The sequence below is a fragment of the Streptomyces sp. NPDC058257 genome (genome assembly GCF_042881845.1).
In the GTDB taxonomy this organism is placed as follows: domain Bacteria; phylum Actinomycetota; class Actinomycetes; order Streptomycetales; family Streptomycetaceae; genus Streptomyces.
In genome coordinates, this window is sequence record NZ_JBHVXJ010000009.1 from 36,616 (window position 1) to 59,621 (window position 23,006).

The 23,006-nt window shown below is 71.4% G+C and carries 20 protein-coding genes; 9 read left to right on the forward strand and 11 right to left on the reverse strand.

Going from position 1 to position 23,006, the window contains the following annotated elements:
• The first annotated feature begins 16 nt into the window (after positions 1-16).
• Entirely contained in the window at positions 17-679 is a 663-nt protein-coding gene (locus tag ACFVXC_RS21995; RefSeq protein ID WP_389907567.1) for an SGNH/GDSL hydrolase family protein, read from the forward strand.
• A 118-nt stretch (positions 680-797) separates the two neighbouring features.
• Here ACFVXC_RS21995 and ACFVXC_RS22000 read toward each other — a convergent pair whose 3' ends face one another.
• The gene (locus ACFVXC_RS22000; protein WP_389907569.1) at positions 798-2,126 is read right to left on the reverse strand and encodes an aspartate aminotransferase family protein; all 1,329 of its coding nucleotides are present in this window, start codon (positions 2,124-2,126) and stop codon (positions 798-800) included.
• Positions 2,127-2,214: 88 nt separating this feature from the next.
• On the opposite strand from ACFVXC_RS22000, the gene ACFVXC_RS22005 reads away from it, so the two are divergent.
• The 3 genes from ACFVXC_RS22005 to ACFVXC_RS22015 all read left to right on the forward strand — a co-directional run bounded on the left by ACFVXC_RS22005 (position 2,215) and on the right by ACFVXC_RS22015 (position 6,734).
• On the forward strand, positions 2,215-3,129 hold the full coding sequence (locus ACFVXC_RS22005; RefSeq protein WP_389907571.1) for a LysR family transcriptional regulator: 915 nt from the start codon (positions 2,215-2,217) through the stop codon (positions 3,127-3,129).
• 63 nt (positions 3,130-3,192) lie between these two features.
• Positions 3,193-3,468 carry a hypothetical protein gene (locus ACFVXC_RS22010; RefSeq protein ID WP_389907573.1) on the forward strand — a complete coding sequence of 92 codons (276 nt, stop codon included), beginning with the start codon at positions 3,193-3,195 and terminating at the stop codon, positions 3,466-3,468.
• Positions 3,469-3,605: 137 nt separating this feature from the next.
• Positions 3,606-6,734: an ATP-binding protein gene (locus ACFVXC_RS22015; RefSeq protein ID WP_389907575.1), complete on the forward strand. Its 3,129-nt coding sequence runs from the start codon at positions 3,606-3,608 to the stop codon at positions 6,732-6,734.
• On the opposite strand, the gene ACFVXC_RS22020 is transcribed toward ACFVXC_RS22015, so the two are convergent.
• From ACFVXC_RS22020 to ACFVXC_RS22040, 5 genes are all read right to left on the reverse strand, one after another.
• Complete coding sequence (locus ACFVXC_RS22020; protein ID WP_389907577.1) at positions 6,715-7,506, reverse strand: ABC transporter permease; 792 nt, start codon at positions 7,504-7,506, stop codon at positions 6,715-6,717. The two genes, ACFVXC_RS22015 and ACFVXC_RS22020, sit on opposite strands and share 20 nt — an antisense overlap.
• Entirely contained in the window at positions 7,503-8,483 is a 981-nt protein-coding gene (locus tag ACFVXC_RS22025) for an ATP-binding cassette domain-containing protein (RefSeq protein WP_389907579.1), read from the reverse strand. Before ACFVXC_RS22025 ends, ACFVXC_RS22020 begins: the two co-directional genes overlap by 4 nt.
• Before the next feature lie 86 nt (positions 8,484-8,569).
• On the reverse strand, positions 8,570-10,189 hold the full coding sequence (locus ACFVXC_RS22030) for a VWA domain-containing protein (protein ID WP_389907581.1): 1,620 nt from the start codon (positions 10,187-10,189) through the stop codon (positions 8,570-8,572).
• Between the two features lie 23 nt (positions 10,190-10,212).
• Entirely contained in the window at positions 10,213-11,412 is a 1,200-nt protein-coding gene (locus tag ACFVXC_RS22035; protein WP_389907583.1) for an AAA family ATPase, read from the reverse strand.
• A gap of 252 nt (positions 11,413-11,664) precedes the next feature.
• On the reverse strand, positions 11,665-12,519 hold the full coding sequence (locus ACFVXC_RS22040; protein WP_389907585.1) for an alpha/beta fold hydrolase: 855 nt from the start codon (positions 12,517-12,519) through the stop codon (positions 11,665-11,667).
• A 194-nt stretch (positions 12,520-12,713) separates the two neighbouring features.
• Here ACFVXC_RS22040 and ACFVXC_RS22045 point away from each other — a divergent pair, with 194 nt between their 5' ends.
• The gene (locus ACFVXC_RS22045; protein ID WP_389907587.1) at positions 12,714-13,073 is read left to right on the forward strand and encodes a VOC family protein; all 360 of its coding nucleotides are present in this window, start codon (positions 12,714-12,716) and stop codon (positions 13,071-13,073) included.
• Between the two features lie 14 nt (positions 13,074-13,087).
• Here the strand turns inward: ACFVXC_RS22045 and ACFVXC_RS22050 are convergent, their stop codons facing one another.
• The 3 genes from ACFVXC_RS22050 to ACFVXC_RS22060 all read right to left on the reverse strand — a co-directional run bounded on the left by ACFVXC_RS22050 (position 13,088) and on the right by ACFVXC_RS22060 (position 17,102).
• A complete protein-coding gene (locus tag ACFVXC_RS22050) occupies positions 13,088-14,629 on the reverse strand; it encodes a hypothetical protein (RefSeq protein WP_389907589.1) in 1,542 nt (513 codons plus the stop codon).
• Positions 14,629-15,846, reverse strand: coding sequence for an FAD-dependent monooxygenase (locus ACFVXC_RS22055; RefSeq protein ID WP_389907591.1), 1,218 nt, complete (start codon positions 15,844-15,846; stop codon positions 14,629-14,631). The genes ACFVXC_RS22050 and ACFVXC_RS22055 overlap by 1 nt, the downstream gene beginning before the upstream one ends.
• A 566-nt stretch (positions 15,847-16,412) precedes the next feature.
• On the reverse strand, positions 16,413-17,102 hold the full coding sequence (locus tag ACFVXC_RS22060; RefSeq protein WP_389907593.1) for a DUF2848 domain-containing protein: 690 nt from the start codon (positions 17,100-17,102) through the stop codon (positions 16,413-16,415).
• Between the two features lie 135 nt (positions 17,103-17,237).
• Between ACFVXC_RS22060 and ACFVXC_RS22065 the strand changes: the two genes are divergently transcribed.
• Positions 17,238-18,599, forward strand: coding sequence for an MFS transporter (locus ACFVXC_RS22065; RefSeq protein WP_389907595.1), 1,362 nt, complete (start codon positions 17,238-17,240; stop codon positions 18,597-18,599).
• A 46-nt stretch (positions 18,600-18,645) separates the two neighbouring features.
• Positions 18,646-19,449, forward strand: a complete 804-nt coding sequence (locus ACFVXC_RS22070) for a carbon-nitrogen hydrolase family protein (RefSeq protein ID WP_389907597.1) — start codon at positions 18,646-18,648, stop codon at positions 19,447-19,449.
• A gap of 119 nt (positions 19,450-19,568) precedes the next feature.
• Here ACFVXC_RS22070 and ACFVXC_RS22075 read toward each other — a convergent pair whose 3' ends face one another.
• Together ACFVXC_RS22075 and ACFVXC_RS22080 are read right to left on the reverse strand one after the other, a co-directional pair.
• A complete protein-coding gene (locus tag ACFVXC_RS22075; RefSeq protein WP_389908049.1) occupies positions 19,569-20,195 on the reverse strand; it encodes a GntR family transcriptional regulator in 627 nt (208 codons plus the stop codon).
• A 147-nt stretch (positions 20,196-20,342) separates the two neighbouring features.
• A complete protein-coding gene (locus ACFVXC_RS22080) occupies positions 20,343-20,903 on the reverse strand; it encodes a cupin domain-containing protein (RefSeq protein ID WP_389907599.1) in 561 nt (186 codons plus the stop codon).
• Positions 20,904-21,159: 256 nt separating this feature from the next.
• Between ACFVXC_RS22080 and ACFVXC_RS22085 the strand changes: the two genes are divergently transcribed.
• Both ACFVXC_RS22085 and ACFVXC_RS22090 read left to right on the forward strand, forming a co-directional pair.
• The gene (locus ACFVXC_RS22085) at positions 21,160-21,624 is read left to right on the forward strand and encodes an RrF2 family transcriptional regulator (RefSeq protein ID WP_389907601.1); all 465 of its coding nucleotides are present in this window, start codon (positions 21,160-21,162) and stop codon (positions 21,622-21,624) included.
• On the forward strand, positions 21,621-22,571 hold the full coding sequence (locus ACFVXC_RS22090) for a DsbA family protein (RefSeq protein WP_389907603.1): 951 nt from the start codon (positions 21,621-21,623) through the stop codon (positions 22,569-22,571). The genes ACFVXC_RS22085 and ACFVXC_RS22090 overlap by 4 nt, the downstream gene beginning before the upstream one ends.
• Positions 22,572-23,006 lie beyond the last annotated feature (435 nt).

Below are 23,006 nucleotides of genomic sequence, written 5' to 3' on the forward strand. Positions count from 1 at the left end.
AGTTCGAGGAGCGCACATGACGATCACCGTTCGGCAGGGAAGCACCGTGATGTTCACCGGCGATTCGATCACCGACTGCCAACGGCTGGCGAGCGAGGACGGTCTCGGCTTCGGCTTCCCGCTGCGTGTCGCGGGAGCATGGGGACTCCGGCACCCGGACCGCCCTGTGACCTGGCTGAACACCGGGATCGGCGGCCACAAGGTGATGGACCTCGAAGCCCGCTGGCAGACAGACGTACTCGACGCGCGCCCGGACGTGGTGACGATCCTCGTCGGGGTCAACGACATGGGCTGGCACACGCTGGACCCACAGGGGTACGTGATCCCCGTGGAGGAGTTCGAAGCGGGCTATGACCGACTCCTCGCGCCCCTCGCCGAGGCGGGCACGGAGCTGATCCTCATAGAGCCGTTCCTCCTGCCGGTCCACGGCGTCATCGAGGCCGGTGCCGCACTCATCGCAGAGAAGGAGCGAAAGGAGTGGCGCACCGGCCTGGACCCGAAGATCCAGGCCGTGCGCGAGCTCGCCCGCGAGTACGGCGCGCACCTGATCGCCGCGGACGACATGTTCGCCGAACTCGCCGCGAAGACCGGGCCGGAGTACTGGGCCGCGGACGGTGTACACCCGACCCCGGCCGGTCACGCCGCACTCGCGCAGGCCTGGCTGCGCCTGGTCGCGTGACCCGATGTCCCGACCGGCGGCCGAGCGGAGGGCTGATTTTCCCTGCGCCGTAGGAGAGCTGGAGCGGTGTAGCCCACTCTCATCGCGTGGCGCGAAGGCACTGCGGTGAGCCTGTGTCTCAGAGCGCGGCGCAGGCTTCGCCGATCGCCTGGTCAAGAATCGTCAGGCCGAGCGAAAGCTCATCCTCGGTGGCGGTCAGTGGGGGCGCCATCCGCAGGACACCGCCCATGCCGGGGAGTTGGACGATGTTCATGTGCAGGCCGAGTTCGAGGCAGCGCCCGGTGACCTGCGCACCCAGCTCGGCCGAGCTCTGCTTCGTCTCGCGGTCGACGACGAGTTCGAGCCCGGCCAGCAGGCCCCGGCCACGGATGTCGCCGACGACCGCGTGCCGCGTGGCGATGTCCGTCAGGCCGTGGTGGAGGAACGCGCCGAGCGAGCGCGCGCGCTCGTCGAGCCTGTCGCCGATCAGGACGTCGAGGACGGTGTTGCCGACCGCGGCCACCAGCGGGTCGGCGACGTGCGTGGTGAAGAACAGGAACCCGCGCTCGTACGCCTCCTGCTCGATCTCGGCGCTGGTCACCACCGCCGCAAGGGGAAGGCCCGCGCCCAGCGTCTTCGACAGTGTGAGGATGTCGGGAACGACACCGTCGCGCTCGAACGCGTACCAGGTCCCGGTGCGGCACAGGCCGGTCTGGGCCTCGTCGAGGATCAACAGCATGCCGCGCTCCCGGCACTTGGCTTGCAGGGCCGCGAAATATCCGACGGGAGGCTCGATGATTCCGCCGGAGCTGAGGATCGGCTCGACGAGGCACGCGGCGAGACTGCCGGTCGACTGGGCGTCGATCAGGTCGAAGGCGAAGTCCAGCTGACGGCGCCAGTCCAGCGAGCCGTCGTCAGTGGTGAAGTCGGGCCGGTACGTGTTCGGCACGGGGATGGCGAAGTTGCCCGGCGCGCCAGGACCGTAGCCCTTGCGTCCCGCGCTGTAGGTGGCGGACGCGGCGGCCTGCGTCATGCCGTGCCAGGACCGCGCGAACGAGACGATCTCGTGCTTGCCGGTGACGAGCTTGGCCATCCGGATCGCGGCCTCGTTGGACTCGGCGCCGGTCGTCAGGAGCAGCGCCTTCTCCAGCGGCGCGGGCAACGTGGCGGACAGTCGCCGGGCGAGGTCGACCACCGGGCGGCTGAGCATGCCGCTGAAGAGGTGGTCGAGGGTCGCCACCTGCCGCTGGACGGTCGCGACGATCTCCGGGTGCGAATGGCCGAGGATCGCGCTCATCTGGCCCGAGGTGAAGTCGAGGATCTTGCGGCCGTCCGCGGTGAACAGGAAACTCCCGGCGGCACGGTCGATGATCTCGCGGGTGAACTCGCCTCCGTAGCGCACGAGATGCTTCTCGCTGTCGGACCAGAAGGTTTCGGCGGACGGAAGGGCGCTGGTCGAAGTGGTCATGTCGCCGACGGTAGGCGGCGGTTGAGCGACACGTCCATCTCACTAATCCGGCTTTCCTGTTCGGGAGAACCGCACAACAATGGGGGGCATGATGAACCCTTGGAGGCTCCGGCTGCTGAGTCGGCTCGACACGCTGGGCACCGTGCGGGCGGTCGCCCAGGCCGCTAATCTGAGCCCGTCGAGCGTGTCTCAGCAGCTCGCCGTCCTCGAGGCGGAGACGCGCACACAACTGCTCGAACGAACGGGACGCCGCGTGCGGCTGACCCCGGCCGGACTGATCCTGGCCCGTCGGGCGCGGGCGATCCTCGACCATATGAACAGCGTGGAGGCGGAGCTGCGCGGGTTCGGCGAGGAACCGGCCGGACTGGTGCGCCTCGGGGCGTTCCAGAGCGCGATCCACACGATGGCCGTGCCCGCGGTGAGCCGCCTCGCACGCGAGCATCCGCATCTCGACGTCGAACTCCTCGAGCTGGAACCGCACGCGAGCATGCCCGCGCTGCGGGGCGGCGACGCGGACATCATCATCACGACCACGGACTTCGACGAGCTGCCGCTGGGACCGGACCTCGACCTCGTGCCACTGGCCACGGACCCGGTCCTCCTTGTGGTCCCGCCCGGACATCCCGCGGTCGGACGCGGCGCCGTGGACCTCGCGGCCTACGCGGACGAGCCATGGGCGTTCGACATACCGCAGTCGTACATGGCCAATCTCGCGCTACGACTCTGCCGTCAATCGAGCTTCGAGCCGCGGGTGGTCTGCCGGTTCAGCAACTACATGATGACCCTGCAACACGTCGAGGCCGGACTGTCGATCGCGCTCCTTCCCGGCCTCGCGATCGACCGCCGCTATCACGTCGCCACCAGGGAACTCGCCACTCCGGTGACGCGCACGATCACGGCAGCGATCCGCCGTGGCTCACCGCCTCGCGCGGCGGTGAGCGCCGTTCTGGAGGCGCTGCGTCACCATCCCGAGCTGCCGTTGCCGCTGCCGGGCGGTGAGTGACCTCCTCCCGCCGCGAGCCCGAGCAGGACCGGATTGTCAGTGGTGGCTGCGAGTGTGGGACGCATGGACAGGGATGAGGAGTTGCTGCGCGGCCGGGTCTACGGCCAGGACCATGACGACCCCCGGCAGGGCCCACAGCCGGGACGGGACTATGCCGAGCTGGTCGGCGGGCCACTGGACGGGCTGTTGCTCGACGTCACCGGCTGGACGAAGGGCGAGATCGACACGGGCGTCGCCCTGCCCACCGAGCTCGGGCATTTCGGCGCAGGCGGACGGGCGATGTACGACCCGCGCCCCGGCGACCGGCGGCGCCTGGACTGGTCCGGAGACACTCCCTGATCGCCCTCGGCCTTCTGCCGCCGCCGCGTCGAGGAGACGCCGATCTCGTGGTCCACGGCCCATGTCCAGTACTCGCTGAGCTCCCGTCCGGCCACGGCGGCGGCCGGGGCGGTCGGCGCCTTGGCTAATCTGCACGGGTGACCACCGACCTGACCCTGCTGCCGCGTGTCGCCTATCGCGGGCAGGAGGTCACAGCGCCCCTTCTCCGAGGCCTCCTCGCGCTGCTCGCGGGCGACGTGGGCACGGGCTGCGGCACCGAACGGCTGGTGGCGGGGCTGTGGCCGGACGTGTTGCCGGAGCGGCCGGGAAAGGCGTTGCAGGTCCTCGTGTCCCGGGCGCGGGCGCAGCTGGGCGCCGACGTCATCGCGAGCACGCCGACCGGCTACCGGCTCACCCTCGCCGAGGACCGGATCGACAGCTCCGCCCTGCTGCGGTATGCCGCAGTGAGCGCGGAGCGGGCCAGGGCCGGGGACCACGCGGGGGCGCTGGCGGCGGCCGATGCCGGGCTCGCGCTGTGGGAAGGCGCCCCTGCCGGGGCAGTCGGCCCCGACGATCCCGTAACCGCGTTGCGCACCGAACGCGCCCCCGTCCGCGGCGCGCTCGTCCGCGCGCGAGCGCTCGCGCTGGCCCGCCTAGGGCGGCACGCCGAGGCGGCCGGGCCGCTGGCCATGGTCGCCTCGGAGCATCCGCGAGACGAGGAAGTCCTGGCCGAGTCGCTGCGCGGCGAGGCGGCGACGGCGGGCCCGTCCTCCGCCCTGACGCGGTACGAGGCGTACCGCCGCGAGCTGCGCGAAGCGCTCGGCACGGAACCGGGCGCCGGACTCAAGGCCGTACAGGAGGAGTTGCTGCGCGGCGAGGCACCCGTGGTCAGGCACGGTGTGCCGCACGAGCCGAACGCGCTCATCGGCCGTGACGAGGACATCGCGGCGGTGGAGCGGCTGCTGCACGCCTCCCGCGCCGTCACCGTCGTCGGACCCGGCGGCCTCGGCAAGACCCGGCTCGCGCACGCCGTCAGCCGCCGGGCCGAGCAGCGCGTGGTGTACCTCGTGCCGCTCGCCGGAGTCACCGCGGACGAGGACGTGGCCACGGAGGTGGCCGCCGCGCTCGGCGCGGGCGAGGGGCGCCACGGCGTCGTGAGCGGCCACACCGTGGCCGACCCGGTGTCCGGCATCCTCGGCGCGCTCGGCTCCGGGTCCGCTCTGCTGGTCCTCGACAACTGCGAGCAGGTCATCCGGGGCGCCGCCGACCTCGTACAGGCCCTTGTCTCGTCCTCGAAGGAGCTGCGGGTGCTCGCCACGAGCCGGGCCCCGCTGGACCTCACGTCGGAGGCGGTGTACGCGCTGCCGGAGCTCGGCCCCGACACTTCGGTCGAGCTGTTCACGCAGCGCGCCCGGGCCGCCAGGAGCGGCGTGCACCTGCCGCCGGACGCGGTGGCCGAGCTGTGCCGTCACCTCGACGGGCTGCCGCTGGCCGTGGAGTTGGCCGCGGCGCGGGTGCGGGTCCTTTCGGTACCGGACATCGCCCGCCGCCTCGGCGACCGGTTCGCACTCCTGCGCGGCGGGGCACGGGACGTCCCGGAGCGGCACCGCACGCTGCACGCGGTCGTGGAGTGGAGCTGGAACCTGCTCGGGCAGGACGCCAGAGCGGCGCTGCGCACGCTGTCCGTCTTCCCCGGCGGGTTCTGCGGCGAAGCGGCGGAGCAGGTCCTCGGCGAGGACGCGCTGTTTCTGCTGGAGCAACTGGCCGGTCAGTCGCTGCTCGCCGTCGTCGACACCCCGGTCGGCGTGCGGTTCCGGATGCTGGAGACCGTACGGGAGTTCAGTGCGGCCCGCCGCGCGGAAGCGGGGGAGGACCACGAGGCCATCGGCAGGTTCCTCACCTGGGCGCGGGACTTCGGAGTCGCGTACCACGACGCGCTCTTCGGCTCACGGCCACTGGCCGCCCGGGAACGGATCAGGGCCGAGCAGGACAACCTCGTACCGGCGCTGCGGCACGCCCTGGCGCGCGCGGACGGCCCGGCCATCTCCGCCCTCACCGCCGTCCTCGCGGCCCTGTGGTCCACCGACTCCAACTACCCGCGCCTCGCGACCCTCGCGGCGGACACCGGCCCGCCGCTGTCGCACTTCCGCCCAGGACCCGAGTACGTCGAAGTCGCCCGCGCCGCCGCGGTGTTGTGCACGGCGGGCCTGTTCATGAACCACGGCCCTCGTGCCGTACGCCAGCTCATCACCCTCCGGCGGCTTCCCGCGGCCCCGCCGGACACGCTGCCGCGTGCCGTCGCGGCGGTGCTGAGCGCGATCCCCGAGATGCGGCCCCCCGACTACGACGTGCTGCACACGCTCTGCGCGAGCACGCAGCCGCTGGTCGCCGCTGTCGCCGAGTGCGTGGCCACCTACGTCTGGGAGTACGAGCACGACATCGACCGCGCCCTCGCATCGGCCCACCGGATGATCGCCGCGCTGGCTCCGGTCGACAACCCGTCGATGCGGCTCATGGGCCACTCCCGGCTGAGCGAGCTGAGCTTGCGGACGGGGCAGGGCACGGCCGCGTACGAGCACCTCAAGGCGGCGCTGGCGGAACTGCCGCGGCTCGGCGACGAGCACGACTACATCGGCATCCGCTCGGGCCTCGTCCTCGCCTGTCTGCAGTGCGAAGACCCTGAGGAGGCCGAGTACTGGCTGCGGCAGACGGAGGGTGACAACCTCCCGCAGGAGGACGCCTTCTACAGCCCGGACCTCGGGGCCCGCGCCGAGATCGCGCTCGCCCGCGGACTTACGGATGTCGGGCTCGGCCTGTGGCGCAGGGCCCTGGAGCGGATGCCCGAGGCCGGTTCGTTGCACGGCGGCGACCCCTGGCTCGACCCGTGGGCGCTGCAGATCCAGTCGGCGGCGGTGACGGCGCACGCACACGCCGGTCGCCTCGAACTCGTGGCGCAGCCGGTCGACCGGCTGCGCGGGCGGCTGGAGACACTCCTCGTCGGCCCGCCCCGCTCGCCCATGGAGCTCCCCGTGGTCGGGACGGTGCTGCACGCGCTCGGTATGGCGGGCCTCGTGTCCGGGGAGATCTCCGGCGTACGGATGATCGCGCTGGCCGAGCGGCTGCGGGTGCCGCGCGAGTTCCAGCCGACGATGTCGGCGGCCCGCGCCCGGCAGGCGGCCGAGGGTACCGATCGGGCGGCGTACGTCGACGCGGTGTCGCGGTACGCCGCCCTGGAGCGGGACGAGCTGTGGGAGGCGGCCCGCGCGCTTACTTCGGGGCGCGGTTGAACAACGACGTCGACCAGCGGTAGCCGAGCGCGGCCAGTCCCAGGCACCAGGCGATGGTGATCCAGCCGTTGTCGCCGATCTCGCTGCCGAGGAGCAGGCCGCGCAGGGTCTCGATGGCCGGGGTGAACGGCTGGTGCTCGGCGAGGGGCCGGAACCAGCCCGGCATGGCGTCGACGGGGACGAAGGCGCTGGAGATGAGCGGAAGGATCATCAGCGGCAGCGCGTTGTTGCTGGCCGCCTCCGGATTCGGGCTGGCCATCCCCATCCCGACCGCGATCCAGGTGAACGCCGTGGCGACCAGGACGAGCAACCCGAAAGCCGCCAGCCACTCCAGGGCCGTGGCGTCGGTCGACCGGAACCCGACGGCCACGGCGACGGCGCCGACGAGGGTCACGCTGATGACCGCCTGCAGCACGCTTCCGACGACGTGCCCGATGAGTACGGAGCCGCGGTGGATGGCCATCGTACGGAAGCGGGCGATGATGCCCTCGGTCATGTCCATGGAGACGGATACCGCGGTCCCGGCCGGGGTGGCGCCGATGGTCATCAGCAGGATGCCGGGGACTAGGTAGGCGACGTAGTCGGAGCGGTCCGCACCGCCACCGTTGATGCCCGCGCTCATCACGTCGCCGAAGACGTAGACGAAGAGCAGCAGCAGGACGATCGGCGTCAGCAGAATGTTCAGGGTGAGGGACGGGTAGCGCCGCGTGTGCAGGAGGTTGCGGCGCAGCATCGTGGACGAGTCGCGTACGGCTGGGGGGAGGGAGCTCATCGGACGGCCTCCTTGGGCTGGCCGGTGGGCCGATCGGTGCCGCTGGTCAGGGCGAAGAACACGTCGTCGAGGTCGGGGGTGTGCACGGTGAGCTCGTCGGCCTCGATGCCAGCGGAGTCCAGCCGGTCGAGGATGGAGCGCAGCTCGCGCTGACTGCCGTCGCTGGGGATCCGCAGCGACAGTGCTTCGTCGTCCCGGGTGACTTCGGGCAGGGCCAGGGCCAGGGCCGCGGACCGGTACGCGACCGGGTCGGTGAAGCGGAGCCGGACGTGCCCGCCCGGGATCAGCCGCTTCAGTTCGTCGGCACTTCCCTCGGCGGCGATCTTGCCGTCGCTCAACACGGCGATGCGGTCGGCGAGTTGGTCGGCCTCCTCCAGATACTGGGTGGTGAGGAAGACGGTCACCCCGCCGGCGACGAGCTCGCGGATGATGGCCCACATGTTGTGGCGGCTGCGGGGGTCGAGGCCCGTGGTGGGCTCGTCGAGGAAGATGATCCGCGGGTTGCCGACCAGCGTCATGGCGAGGTCGAGACGGCGTTTCATGCCGCCGGAGTAGGCGGAGGCGGGCTTCTTCGCGGCCTCCGCCAGATCGAAGCGTTCCAGCGACTCGGCGGCGACCCGGCGGCCTTCACGGCGCGGGAGATGGTGCAGGTCGGCCATCAGGAGCATGTTCTCCTCGCCGGTGATCAGGCCGTCGACGGCGGAGAACTGCCCGGTGACGCCGATCCCGGCTCGCACGGCTTGCGGGTCGACGGTCAGGTCGTGGCCGCCGACGTGCAGGTCGCCCGTATCGGCGGTGATGAGCGTGGAGAGGATCTTGACGGCGGTGGTCTTGCCCGCCCCGTTCGGGCCGAGCAGGGCGAAGATCGTGCCTTCCGGGACGGCCAGGTCGATGCCGTCCAGGACGGTCTTGTCGCCGTAAGCCTTGCGCAGCCCCGTGGCCGCGATGGCGAGCGAGCGAGATGTGGTGGTGGTCATGCCGCAGAGGCTGCGGCAGGGCGCGTTCAGCGGGGTTTCACGACGGTTTCAGCGCACTGGAACCGGGGCGGGAGGAGTGGGCCGGGTCAGATCACGCGGAAGAGGTCGGCGGCGGCGTGGACGTCGGTGAGGTCCTCGATGGAGCGGAGGTTGTCGCACAGGGCCTCCAGGACCGAACCGGCGTCTGCGGCGCGCGGGGCGCCGATGGCCACGCCGAAGACACGGAAGCCCAGCAGGTGCTTGGCGTCGTTCCAGCCGCGCGTCCATTCCTCGGTGACGTCGCATTCGTCGTCGGTGAGCATCACGATGTCGCCGCGCGTGCGGGCGGCGTCGTCGAACTCCTCCTCCAGCAGCTCGGCGGCCGCGGTCAGTGGCCTCTGGTAGCTGGTGCCGCCGCCGAGGAAGGTCTCCGCGAAGTCGAGCACCTGGCCGATGTCGGCGCTCTTGTCGGCCGGGAAGCGGAAGACCTGAAGCTTGTCGGCGGCGGAGAACAGGATGCCGACGAAGTCACGCTTGGCGTGGCGGGCCTGGTCAAGGAGCGCCAGTGCGCACGCCTTGGCCCACGCCTCCCGGGTGATTCCGCCGGGCCCCGCCACGTACATGGAGTGCGAGGTGTCCACGCACGCGATGATGGCGCCCTTGCCGGTGGTCTGCTCTCCCTGGAAGTCGTAGAGCATCAGCTCACCGGCGGCGTACCGCGCGGCGAACACGGCACGCAGTTCGGGCAGGCCGAGGTTGGCCAGTTCGGAGGGGATGACGCGGGAGAGGTCGTTGCCGAGTGTGACGCCGACCAGTTCCCCGGTGGCGTTCTCCACTTTGCGGGCGCGCTCGCCGTCGGCCATCTGCCGGAAACGGCCGATCAGTTCGGCCCACTGCGCGAGGCGGCCGGTGCGCAGCCGCTCGGCGAGCCGGGCACGCTCGTCGAACGGCATCCGCTCAAGCTCGCCGGGGCCGACGCCCCACGCCCGCATCAGCGCGGCCTCCTCCCGTACGGCGTCGGCGGCTTTGGCCGCCGCGTTCCCCGCCCCGGCACGGATGCCGGGGGCCGCCGCCGCGAGGACCCGCGCGGCGTGCCGGGCGGCCTGGCGTGCGGCGGACGCGGTGGACTCGGCGGCCTCGACCGCCTGTTGGACGGCGTCGGCTGCCGGGTCCGGCACGGTGCCGTCCTCGTCCGCTCCAGCGGCCGCCTGCTGGAGAGCCTCGCCCACGGCGGTCGCCGCGCCGTCGGCGTCCGCCTGGGCCCTGTTCGCCTGCTCGGCCTGCTCCTGGGCATCACGGGAGAGCTCAAGGATCCGGCGCAGGGCGGCGGCCTGGGCGAGGACGGCCATGGCGGCGGCGTAGGGGTCGCCGGCCGTCTCGCGGCGCAGCCCGGTGAACTCGGGTGACTCCACCAGGGAAGTGATGACCTGGTGGTTGAGCAGTCGCGAGTGGGCCATCTGCGCGCGCTCGCGCAACCGCGGGCCGACCTTGTAGGCGGCCAGGAACACGTCGGTCAGGAGGTCGGTGGTGTGGTCGAAGCGCGCGCTCAGCTCCGTGGCGAGGTCGCGCAGCCCGGCCGACTGAGTGAAGGTGTCGCGCCACGCGAGCTGCTCGAACCGGTCCGCGACCACAGCAGCGGTGTGCCGCACCGGAGCGGCGGCGGACAGGCCCAGCCACTTCCCGCCCCGGCTCGCGAGATCGTCGACCTTGCTCGGTGTCTCGGCCATGGTCCTGATCCCTCGGTGTTCAGTCAGAGCTGGGCCTGCACCATGCTCGCGTCGAGGCCGAGGGCCTCGGTGAGAACGCGGGCGCGGACGGCGCGCTGGCGGCCGGTGACCCGGTCGATGGCGGCGGTGGAGCGCCCGGCGCCCGCCGCCTCCTCGCGCAGCTTCTCCAGCCGCTTGCCCGCCATGGCGAGCTTGTTGTGGGCCTTCTTGATGACCCAGTCGCTCAGCGCCTCGCGGGACTGTCCTGCCATGGCGTCGAGTTGGGCCTCCAGCTCCTCGATGGTGTCGGCCAGGTCGAGTGCCTCCTTGGCGTCGGGGTTGACGAGCTGCAGCACCTCGCGCTCGACGGTCGGACGCTCGGCGGGGGAGTCCCACAGTACGTGGGTCAGCACCGCCAGGTCGGTCTCGGCGACCGCCGGGCGGCCGTCGAGGTACGCGGAGGCCTGGAGCAGGTTCACCGCCTGGCGCCAGCGCCGGTCGGAGGCGATGAGTTCCTTGCGGCGCAGGGCCGCCCGCAGCGTGCACACCGCGTCCACGATCACGTCGGGGACGTCCACGGCCGGGACGGACGCGGTCACGGCGTGCTGCAGCGCGTCCAGTTCGACGGTGGTCCGCTTCGGTGCCGCAGGGCGGCCGACGGCGGAGCGGACCAGCGCCGCGAAGTTCGAGGGGTCTTCCAGGTAGCCGACCTCGATCCGTACGAGGAGCCGGTCGTAGATCGCGGCCGAATCCTCTCCGCCGGGCAGTTCGTTGCTCGCCGTGATGGCCCCGATCAGGGGGCAGCGGATCGGCTCGCCGCCGCTCTCGGGGTGGTAGATCCGCTCGTTGAGGTAGCCCAGCGTCTCGTTCAGTGCCGCCGTGGAGCACTTGAATATCTCGTCGATGAACGCGACATGCGCGGTCGTGGCGCGGCCGTCGTAGACCTGGCGGTACTCACCCCGGGCCAGCGCGGCGACGTCGATGGGGCCGAACATCCTCGTCGGCGCGGTGAACTTCGACAGGAGGATCTCCCAGTAGGACGCCCCCTCGACCCGGCCCGTGAGTTCCCGGGCCATCTCGGACTTCGCGGTTCCGGGCGGCCCGAGCACCAGCGAATGCTGCCCGGCCAGCAACGTCACCACCAGCGTCCGCACCACGTCGGCCCGTTCATAGAAACGGTCCGACAACTCACCACTGATCGCCCGCAGCCGCTTGGCCGTGTCCTGCGCGTCTTGTGCGTCCATCTTCAACTCCCTTGCCCTCGCCCGAGCAAGATAACTTGGAGACCGGAAGCGGACAGATGGTGGCACGTGTCCACGAGAGGAGACGGCGTGGCGTCGGACGAGGATCCGACGGACCTGTCACCCAGCAGACTCGCGGGGAACGACCGAGGCCCGGTCAGCATCCGTGAAGGGAGTGATGGAAGGGAGCGATGAGGTTCGGCGCGGACGCCTCGCCGAACCCCGTCACGTACCGCAGCGGCGAGCAGCGGACCGTCAGCGCGCCGCGAGGGCCCCGAGCAACTTGGCCGCGGGCTTCGGGTGGACGAGCCAGCTCAGGTGGCTCGACTGGAGGGTGCCGACATCGAAGGGGTTGTCGGGCGTGAGCGCGTCGGCCTCGCGGATCATGCGGTCCTGCACGGCGGGCGGCACGCTGGTGTCATCGGCCAGACGCACATAGGTCCTGGGAATGCGCCCCCACGTCGACGCCTGGGCCCGGTCGGCCGACGTGCCGGCATCGAGGTTCTCATCGGGCTGGAAGGTGTTCAGGAGCGTACGGAACTCATCATCGGTGAGGTCGGCGGCGAAGGCTTGCTTCATCGCGGCGAGCGTCTCGGGTGCGGCGGTCCGGAAGTTGAACCGGAGCAGACCGAGCTCGGCCGGGTTACCGACCAGTGCCGCAGCGAAGGCACCCGGGTCGACGTCCGCCATCTCCGGCTCGGTGTAGTAGCCGCCCACGTCCAGATCGACGGGGCACCAGGCGGAGACGTAGACGATCCGGTCGATCAGGTCGGGCCGGGCGTTCCCGGCCGCCGTGATCGCGGCGCCACCCCTGCTGTGTCCGACGAGGATGACCGGCCCGTTCTGCTTCGCCCGCTCCAGGACCTCGATCACGTGGGCGGCGTTGTCGGCAAGGGTGACCCCCTTGATGCCGCCCGGTTCGGCGGCGAGCGCATCGAGATCCTGAGGCGCCTGGTAGGCCGCGGCGAAGGTCGCCCCGAAGCCGTGCCCCGGAAGGTCGAGCGCAACCGAACGGTGTCCGAGCAAGGCGAGCTCGGCCTGCAACGGCGCGAAAGAGAACGAGTTCGCGAAGGCGCCATGAACGAATACGAATGTCGGCTGATTCTGCATGCCCGTAGCGTCCAATGGAACGATCTTCGGGACAAGTGAAAATCGGATACAGGCATGCCGACGAGTGCCGCCGCATGCCAACGCGCCGCCCACGGAGTGCCCTTGGCTCGCGGGCGTTCGCGTACGTCACGGACCCGGTGAGGCGGTGGCTGCGCCGATCCGCGCGCGGGCAGCGGCGTGCTTAGCATGGCGTCATGACCGTAGACGCCATGACCGTAGACCTGTTCGCGGGCATTCCTGTCCGTGACTACACCGTGGCGGTGGCCTGGTACGAGCGACTGCTGGGCTCGCCGCCGTCCTTCCTGCCCAACGACACGGAGGCGGTGTGGGAGCTCGCCGAGCACCGGTACGTGTTCATCGAGGTGCGGCCCGACCACGCCGGGCACGCCCTGCACACCGTCTTCGTCGAGGACTTCGATGCCCGCGTCTCACGGATCGCCGAGCGCGGCCTGAAACCGGACGTGCGCGAGACCTACGCCAACGGCGTCCGCAAGGCCACTTTCCGCGACCCGGACGGCAACGAGATCGGACTCGGCGGCGGCCCGGCGGACTGACCGCGTGATCAGCGTCAGGTCTGCGGACTCGCCGTCGGCACCTTGGCGCAGAGGTACGGACACGCGAGGAGCAGGCCGGTGGTGGTCAGAGCGATGCCGATATAGACCGGCGCGAGGTGGATGAGGTCGGTGTAGTGGATCGAGCCGTGCACCATGACGGCCGGCAGAAAACCCGCTGCGGCCGCCGCGGCCAGGGTCCAGAACACCCAGGCTTCACCGCGCCGCCAGCCCCATGCGCTGAGCAGCACGATCGCCACCGCGGCGGACATCAGGGCGCCGCCGAACCCCGCGCGGTCGTGGGAGAGGAACGGCACGAGCCGGGGATTCAAGGCGTCCAGCGTCTGCGCGTCGGTGCCGAGGAAGGTCAGGTCGGTCGGGACGAAGACATCGGTCAGACCGACCACTGAGATCACCGCTCCGCCGACGAAGAGCCCCACTCCCGTGAGAATCATCAGGAGCTGGCCGACCAGCGCCCGTCGGCGCTCGGGCTCCGGCCCCTCGGGCGCCAGGCGCCACCGCGGGCCGTGCGGAGAACGGCGGACCCCCATCACGAACATCGGGAACAGCACGAGAGCGGTCGCCGTGTGCAGGGGTTCCACGAAGCCGGTGGCCAGGAAGTAGAACAAGGTGGGGAAGCCGAGCGTCCCCGAGAGCAGATACACCTCGCGGGCCCATGGCCAGCCGCGTCTGATGCCGCCCACGGCAAGGCCGGTGTAGAGGGCGCCGATCGACACCATCGTGCCGGCCATGGTGATCCGGTCGTGCTGGAGGAAGTGCACGAGGTGGTGGTTGGCGGCGTGCAGTTCCTCCAGCGTCATGCCGAGGTAGTCGCGGTCGTACCAGAGCAGCACGGGGCCCAGCGTGATCGCCGCGGCGCCGAGCCCGGCGCCCGTCATACCGAGCCCGACGAGCAGCGCCCACCACCAGGCGGGCCAGCGGCGGGGATCGCGGCCGACGTCCCGCGGGCCCGGAGGCGGCGCGGTGGGCGTGGCGGCCTCAGTGACTCGCGCGAACCAGCCGGGTCCGGCCGCCACGAGTACCTCCGGCCGGGCGAGGACGACGGCGCCCGGCTCTTCGAGCGCTGCCGCAGCGGTGCTGACCGACGGCTCCGAGAGGTGAATGACGTGCGGGTCGTCGCTCCTTGTGAACCCGTCGACATGGAGCGCGAGGGCGGCTTCGGCCTCCGGGTCGCAGGTGCGTACGACCATCGGGATCGAGCGGCCGACGGCAGCCTCGCGCACGGTCTGCGCGTCAGCCGCCGAGACGGGCGCCACCTCGACGACGCCCGCGCCCAGCGGGGCCATGGCGCGGACGGTATCGCGAGCGAGCGAGGGCGGGACGGAGATGCCCAGGCGGACGGTCACGGGCACCCCGGCGATCTCACCGGCGAGCCGTTCCGGAGGATGCCGGTGGCCGAACCCCCGGGCTATCAAGCGCGCGCCCGCGGGACGGGAACCGATCGAAGCCAGCAGCCTCAGGGCGGTTCGTTGTGAACGGCGCAGGCCGAACACGGCGGCGGCCGCACCGCGCAGCGGGTGATACGTCCAGTCCGGCATCAGCGGTTCTCGTTCTCGTTCTCGGTCGCGGTCACCCGGTCACCTGGTGGGGTCCAGGCCAGCACCGGAGTCATGGAACGCAGCGTCGCCCGCGCGGGCACCAGCCGGGCGGCTGTGTCACGCAGCAGAACAGCGGGCGGCCACGACAGCTGGCCGACTGCGCCGAGCCGGGCGGAACGGCGCGTGATCAGCTGGGTCCGGGGGCGGCGCAGCAGGTCGTACGAGCGCAGGGCGGTGGGCACGTCCGTGGTGCCGTCCAGGCAGTGGGCCAGGGTGACCGCGTCCTCCAGTGCCTGGCACGCGCCCTGGCCCAGGTTCGGGGTCATGGCATGGGCGGCGTCGCCGAGGAGCGCGACCCGGCCGAGGACGAAGGAGGGCAGCGGAGGCAGGTCGTACAGGTCGTGCCGGAGCACCGCGTCCTCGGGGACGGCGGCCAGCAGGGCCGGGATGGGATCCGGCCAGGCCCCGAACCGGCGCAGCAGTCCGGTGTATTCGCAAGAGCTGGCGGCCGTCGTGTCGGCGCCCGTGGTGTGGGCCGTCGATCCCGCGGGCAGGGAGGCGGTCGCGAAGCAGTACATGCGCCCGCCGGGCAGCGCCGTATAACCGAATCGCTCCCCGCGACCCCAGGTCGCCGCACCTTCGGACGGCGGCTCGGGGAGGGGTTCGGTGACCATGCGCCAGGCGGAGTACCCGGCGTACCGGGGGCCGTCCGCATCGGGCCACAGCGCCCGGCGGACCACGCTGCGCAGCCCGTCCGCGCCGACCACGAGGTCGGGCCGGGACTCGCCTCCGGCGTGCTCGACGACCAGCGAGCGGCCATCGTCTCGTACCGCCGAGACCTCACTGCCCGAGCGCGGAATGTCGGCGGGCAGTGCCTCGGTGAGCACCCGCAACAAGTCAGCCCGGTGCAGGACGACCAGGGGATGACCGAATCGGCGGGCCAGTTCCGCGTTGTCCGTACGGGAAAGCCAGCGGCCCCGGCGATCGCGTACGCCGCCGGTGGCCTCGACGGCGCCGAGCGACCGGACGGTATCGGCCAGACCGAGCGCCTCCAGCGCGCGCAGCGCGTTCGGCCACAGGGAGATGCCGGCGCCGATCTCGGTGAACTTAGGGGCGCGCTCGAGCACTTCGACGCGCCAGCCCCGACGGTGCAGGGCGATGGCCGCCGCGAGGCCGCCGATCCCGCCGCCGACGACGGTCGCGGCGCGCTGCGGCATGTTTCCTCGCTCTGGTTCGGGGGCGCCACCCCCGGTCAAGTGGCTGTCGATCCGGCGCCCGAGCGGCATGCGACGTGCACAAGTCCGGCTGAGCTGGGCCTTATAGCAGCATGTCGACAGAAACATGTCAACGTGGATGAGACGCCGACGGTCGGCACTTCAGGGCTTGATCAGAACCCCTGGTCTTGCGGAATGGGAGTGGGCATCGAAGTTCTGGTCGTCGACTGGATCCGGCCTTCGGCAGCGGACTCCCACAGGTCGGCAACGGACCGCGACCGGTGGGGCGGATACGCCTTCCGCCCGACCGGTGGGGCGGATACGCCTTCCGCCGCACGACATCCCGGCGGTCAGGGGCTACTGGATTCCGGCAGCCCCTGACCCTGGACACCCTGCGAGAGCCGTTCGCGCGGCACGCGGCAGCACCGCCCGGCTGGATACCCGACTTCGAGGTCGTTCGCCGAGTTCCTCAAGGGGCGAAGCGAGGTGGTCGCGGGAGCCGACCGCCGAGGCCGGGGCATCGTCGGGCTTCGCTGCCAGGGAGCCCGCGGAACGGGACGAGCGTGTGGTCAGCCGATGGGCTGGGGGAGAGGTACCACCTCGTAGGCGAGGCGGATGGTGTTGCCGGTGGCGGGGTCGCCCAGCTCCACGCGCCAGCCGTCGGCGAACTGGTCCACGCCGTCGGCCATGGGGATGGTGCCCGAGATCAGGACGGTGCCGGGCGTCAGGCCGCCGCGTTCGCGCAGTACGTCCGTCCAGTAGCCCGGGGTGAGGAGTTCGGCGAGCGTGCCGTGCTGGATCTCGGTCTCCCTGCCGTCGTCGTAGGTGACCCAGGCGCGCAGCGTCAGTTCGTCGACGCGCCCCTCGACGTCGGTCAGGAGCCAGGCCTGCCGGGCCAGGACGTCGGGGGCCGCGTTCTTGCTCCAGGCCACGCCGTGGACCTCGAGGTCGCGGTCGGTGTGATCGCACGCGGCCGTCAGGAGCAGCTCGCCGTCGTCCGCGACGACCAGGGCCCATTCCGCCTCACCCGATGTACGGGCGTGCGGGGCGGCGACCCGGTCGGTCTGCTGGGCCAGGTAGGGGGAGACGGGGTAGAGCGCCGGGGTCACCGACGGTGCGGGCACCCCGAGCAGGGCGAGTTCGGCGACGTGCGCGGCCACGTCGGCCTGCTGACGCCCCGCGTATCCGGCGTTGAGCAGCTGCACGACGTCGACATCACGGGTGGAGCCGTCGGGGAGTTCGAAGGTCAGCACGGTCATGGGCACTCCAAAGGGGGGCGGGTTTCGACACGGTTAACTTCCGGCGCGGGGGTTGCGCATACGACCTGTATACAAGAAGTATGCCGGAAGGTCGATGTCCAGGTCGATGTCCCCTCGACGCAAGGATCGGGAAGCATGCAGCACACCCCTCAGGGCCCGCCGGCGGTTTCGCCGGGCCGCTCCGGCATCCGCCGGGCCTTCTTCGCCAGCCTCACCGGGACCGCTCTGGAGTGGTACGACTTCGCGGTCTACTCCGCCGCAGCGGCACTCGTCTTCGGAGATCTCTTCTTCCCCTCGGAGGACCCTCTCACCGGCACCCTCCTGGCGTTCTCCACCTATGCCGTCGGTTACGTCTCACGCCCGCTTGGCGGCTTCGTCTTCGGCCGGCTCGGCGACGTGATCGGCCGCAAGAAGGTCCTCATCGCCACCCTGGTCCTCATCGGCGCGGCCACCTTCCTCATCGGGATCCTGCCCACGTACGGCACCGCGGGCGTCACCGCCCCCATCGCCCTGGTCCTCCTCCGGTTCGCGCAGGGCGTCGGCGTCGGCGGCGAATGGGGCGGCGCGGTCCTGCTGTCCAGCGAGTTCGGCGACCCGCGCCGCCGAGGCTTCTACGCCTCCGCCGCGCAGATCGGACCGCCCGCGGGAAACCTCCTGGCCAACGGCGTCCTCGCGGCTCTGGGCGTGCTCCTGACCGAGGAACAGTTCCTGTCCTGGGGCTGGCGCGTGGCCTTCCTGCTGTCCGGTGTCCTGGTCGCCTTCGGCCTGTGGATCAGGGCGAAGCTGGAGGAGACCCCGGTCTTCAAGGCCATGGAAGCCGAGGAATCCCGGCCCGAGGCGCCGATCCGCGAGGTCTTCACCACCCAGCCCCGCGCCCTGTGCGCCGCGATCCTCAGCCGGGTCGCCCCCGACGTCCTGTACGCCATGTTCACCGTGTTCGTCCTCACCTATGCCACCGACGAACTGGGCATGAGCCGCGGCTCCGCACTGACGGCCGTCCTGCTCGGCTCCTCCCTGCAGATCTTCCTCATCCCCCTGGCAGGCGCCCTGTCGGACCGGGTCAACCGCCGCCTGCTGTACGGTTGTTCCGCCCTCGCCGCGGGAGTGTGGCCCTTCGTGTTCTTCCTCGTGGTCGACGGCGACAGCTGGATCCTGCTCGTGTGCGGCGTCGTGGTGGCCCTGGCCATCCACTCGTTCATGTACGGCCCACAGGCGGCCTTCGTCGCCGAGCAGTTCTCACCCCGCCTGCGCTACACCGGCTCCTCGCTCGCCTACACCCTCGCGGGCCTCATCGGCGGAGCGATCGCCCCGCTGCTCTTCACGGCCCTGCTCAGTTCCTACGACAGCTGGGTCCCGCTGGCGCTGTACCTCGCCGCCGCGGCGGCCGTGACCCTCGTCGGGCTCGGTCTGGGCAGGGATTCCGCCCACGCCGAGAAGGAGGACGAGCTGCTCGCCGGTGCCGCTCCGGAGACCGCGCCCGTCAGCCGTGTCCCGTGACCACTGCCCCCACCCACCCCCTGCCGACGACGAAAGGCGGACCACCGTGCGCATCGCACTGAGCCAGCTCACCACCGGACCCGAGCCCGGCAAGAACCTCGCCCTCATCGAGGAATGGACCGCGCGTGCGGCCGAAGCCGGCGCGGACATCGTCGTGTTCCCCGAAGCGTCGATGGCCTGCTTCGGTACGCCCCTGACCCCGCTCGCCGAACCCCTGGACGGCCCCTGGGCCACTGGAGTCCGCGCCATCGCCGAGGCGGCGGGCATCACCGTCGTGGCGGGCATGTTCACCCCGGCTCCCGGCGGCCGGGTGGCCAACACGCTGCTGGCCACGGGACGCGGCGTCGAAGCGTCGTACGACAAGATCCATCTCTACGACGCGTTCGGCTACGCCGAGTCCGACACCGTCGCCGCCGGATCGAGGGTCGTCACCATCGACGTGGACGGCGTACGGCTCGGCCTGGCCACGTGCTACGACGTGCGCTTCCCGGAGCTGTTCCGGGCGCATGCCGACGCCGGGGCCGCCGCGACCCTCCTTGCTGCCTCCTGGGGCGCGGGTCCCGGCAAGGTCGATCAGTGGGATCTACTGGTGCGCGCCCGCGCCCTGGACGCCACGCTGTGGGTCGCGGCCGTCGACCAGGCCGACCCGGCCGCCGGGGGAGTCGAGGCCCGGGGCGCGGCGCCCACCGGAGTGGGGCACAGCATGCTCGTCGGTCCCGACGGGGCCGTACGCCACCGCCTGGAGGCCGGTCCCGAGTTGATGGTGACGGAGGTGGACGCCGACGAGGTCGCGGCGGTCCGCGAGAAGATCCCGGTCCTTGCCAATCGCCGTCTGGGGGAGCCGCGCTGAGCTGACCGGAGCCGCGACTCCCTCTCCACGCCGGGCCGGAGGGCTCGCGCCCGGGCCTGGTGTCCCGGACTCACGCGCGAGCCCTCCGGCCCGACACGAATCCCAGGCCGTGCGCCCGCCTATCCGGCCAGCAGAACCTTGAGCGTCGACTCCAGATGGCTGTCGATCGCGGCGCACGCGGCCTGCGCGTCACCGGCCGCGAGGGCCTCCACGATCGCCCGGTGCTCGTCGAGCACCGCGTCCTGGCGGCCTTGCTGGTTGTAGAGGGCCACGACACCGGCCCGCACCTGACGGCTGCGCAGCCCCTCGTAATGCCGGTCGAGGAGGGTGTTGCCCACGGCCGCCACGAGCGACGAGTGGAAGAGGTGGTCCACGTCGATGAATTCCTTGGCCTGGTCGGGGCCGCTCAGCGTGCGCTGCCGCTCGAGGAACCCGCCCAACTCCCGCACCGGAGCCTGGCCCGTGCCGATGACGTGCTGCGCCGCGTACCGCTCGACGATCCCGCGCAGCTGCATCAGCTCGGTGATCTCACGCCCCGACAGCGGTGCCACCCGCGCACCGCGCTTGGGCACCAACTCGACCAGATCCTCGGCGGCCAGAAGAAGCAGCGCCTCGCGGATCGGGGTGCGCGAGACACCGATCCGATCGGCGATCTCCTGCTCCGAGAGGAACTCGCCCTGCATCGCCGGGTCCGTCAGCACCGTGTCCTTGAGGTACGCGTACGCCTTCTCCCGACCCGACGCCACCGCTACCCCCAGAGATCGCATACACCTTGTATACGGAAGTTACCACGTGGCTCCGTATCCCGGCCTTGCCCGGACATGAAGTGCGTAACACGGCGGGTGTCGGGTGCTCTCGCGGTCAGCCCTCCGAGTGGTCAGTCCTCCGAGCGGTCAGCCCTGGGGGCGCTCGGCGTCGGCCCCGCCGCCCAGGACGTACAGCTCCGGCAGGTTCACCACGATCGCCTCCTGCGTGCTGCGGGCGATGACCACGACGGCCTCGTCGTCGGGACTGGGGTTCTCCTCGCGGTGCGGGACGTAGGGAGGCACGAAGATGTAGTCGCCCGGAGCCGTGCGGATCCGGATCTCCTCGGGTGTCCCGCTCGAGTCGTCCAGGAAGACGAACTCCGGGTGCCCCTTGATGACATGGATGGCTGTCTCGGACGCCCCGTGGTGGTGGTTGGAGGAGGCGGTGTCCGGGGCTACGTGGGTCTGGCCCATCCAGATGCGCTCCGAGCCGACACTCCCGCCGCTGATCGCGGCGAAGCGCCGCATGCCGCCCGTCTGCGCGGTGTCGCCGTCGAGGGCGTCGGCGCGGATGTGGTGAAGGCGGGCGCTCAGGGGCAGCGAGCCGCTGTCGTGGCCGGGAAGGTCAGGGTGGAACGCGTCGCGATGGGCGCCGGCCGACTCGTCGTCGGGAGAGGCCGGAGAGGTGGGCGCGGTGTGCGGGGCCATGGGAATCCTGCTCGTCGGGGCGGGCCGTGACGGCCGGGCCGGAATGGGGCGGGCGCACGTCGGTGTTGGTCATCGGCAACGGCCGCGGTGAGCCGTGGCGGGTGCTCGGCCGACGGGCGGCGTATCCAAGATCCTTGGGCGACCGTAGAGAGCCGGGGGAATGGATGTCAAGATGTGTCCATTGTCGTCGGGGCGGCCTTCAAGCGGCCCGCGCAGGGCGGTTGGCACGTACGAATGCTTCGGGAAGACGGTGCACATGCAGATCTCTGCCAAGGCGGACTACGCGGTGCGGGCGCTGGTCGAGCTGGCCGCCGACAGCGCGCGGCCGCTGACGTGCGAGGCCATCGCCTCGGCGCAGGACATTCCGTTCCGCTTCCTCAAGTCGGTGTTCAGGGACCTGCGGTCGGCCGGCCTTGTGCGCAGCCAGCGCGGTTGTGAGGGCGGTTACTGGATCGCGCGCGACGCGCGGCTGATCACGGTCGGCGAGGTGATGACCGCCGTCGACGGCGAGTTCTTCACCGTGCGGGGCGAGCGTCCCGAAGTGCTCGGTTACCCGGCTGCCGCCAGTGCGCTTCCGGACCTGTGGCGCGCCGCCGAGGCGTCGGCGCGGGCGGTCCTGGACGGCACGAGCATCGCCGCGCTCGCCGAGCGCGGCACAGAGCCCGCGAAAGGCGGGGGCGGCGAGAGCGCGCACGAGCTCTCCGCGGTCGGACCGGCATGAGCGCGCCGCCACCGGACACGAGCACCCCCGCGCCGGGCTCCGCGGCTCAACCTCTCGTCCAGGTGACCGAGTTCACCGATGCGGCCTGCCCGTGGGCCTGGGGCTCCGACCCCGTCTTCCGGCTGCTGCGGCACGGTCTGCGAGGGCAGATGCGGTGGCGCCGGGTGTTCGGGATCCTCTTCGACGAGGACGACGACCCGGCGCCGGATCCCGATGCCGAGGCGCGTTGGTACGAGGGCTTCATCAAGGACGTGACCGCACACACCCGTGCCCCCTATGCCGCCCGGCTGCGATGGCTGACCCGCACGAGCTGGCCGGCGTCCCTTGCCGCCAAGGCCGCCGAGGCGCAGGGCGAACAGATCGCGGAACGGGTGCTGCGCAGGCTGCGCGAGACGACCTTTGTGCTGGGAGCGCCCGCCGACACCCCTCAGGCTGTGGCAAGCGCCGTGCGTGGCGTCCCCGGAGTCGACCCGGACAGGCTGCTCGCCGACCTGGCACACGCCGACGTCCTCTCCGCGGTCCGCGCGGACTGGGCGGAGACCCGAAGGCCGCTGCCGGAGGTACGAGACCTGCGGGAGCCGGGACCGCATCCCGGGCGGGCCAAGGAGGTGGGCGAGGAGCGGTATCGCTTCGCCCTGCCGACCCTGTTGTTCGACGGTCCAGGGGGACGCTTCTGCGTACCGGGATGGCGGCCGCTGGAGAAGTACCTCGCGGCGGCGACCGCCGCTGCCGGGGAGTCGGTGCCGCTTGCCACACCCGTACTCGCACCCGTGTCGGCGGACGAGGCGTTGGCGCTCTGGCGCAGTCTCACCTCGCGCGAGCTTGAACTGCTCGCCGGTACGTCCGCCGCCCCGCGCGACGCGGTACGCGTCGAGACGGGCAACGGTCCGCTGTGGCTGCACCCCGACGAGGCGGCCACGCACCCGGCGACGCGGGCGCGCGGCTGACTTCGAACACCCCTTTGCGGCTCTGGGATTGAGGGAAGACGCAGGTCGTCGAGGTCTCGGACAATGAGACACCTGAAGGTGTCCATTGACATGACGGTGCCGCGGCCGTGAAGATTCGGGGCATGCCTTCGACGCACCCCGGCGTGGTCTGCCGCTACGTGGACTATCTGCGCACCTCCAGCGCACTCTGTCGCTGACCCGGCCGACGACCGGCCGCTCTTCGCGAAGCTCCGGTCCCGGTGTCCCCGTCCTCCGGCGGATGGCTGTGTCGCGGCACGGCTTCCCTGAGGTGCAGGCGCGGGGACTCTCGACCTCCCGCTGAGCCGGCTCCCACGGAACGCCTCAGGACACGGCTCACGGCGCGAGTGCGCCGCACCGCCGGCACTGCCCCGCGTCGACCACTCGCGTTCCATCGCTGCGATCGCCTCACTCACC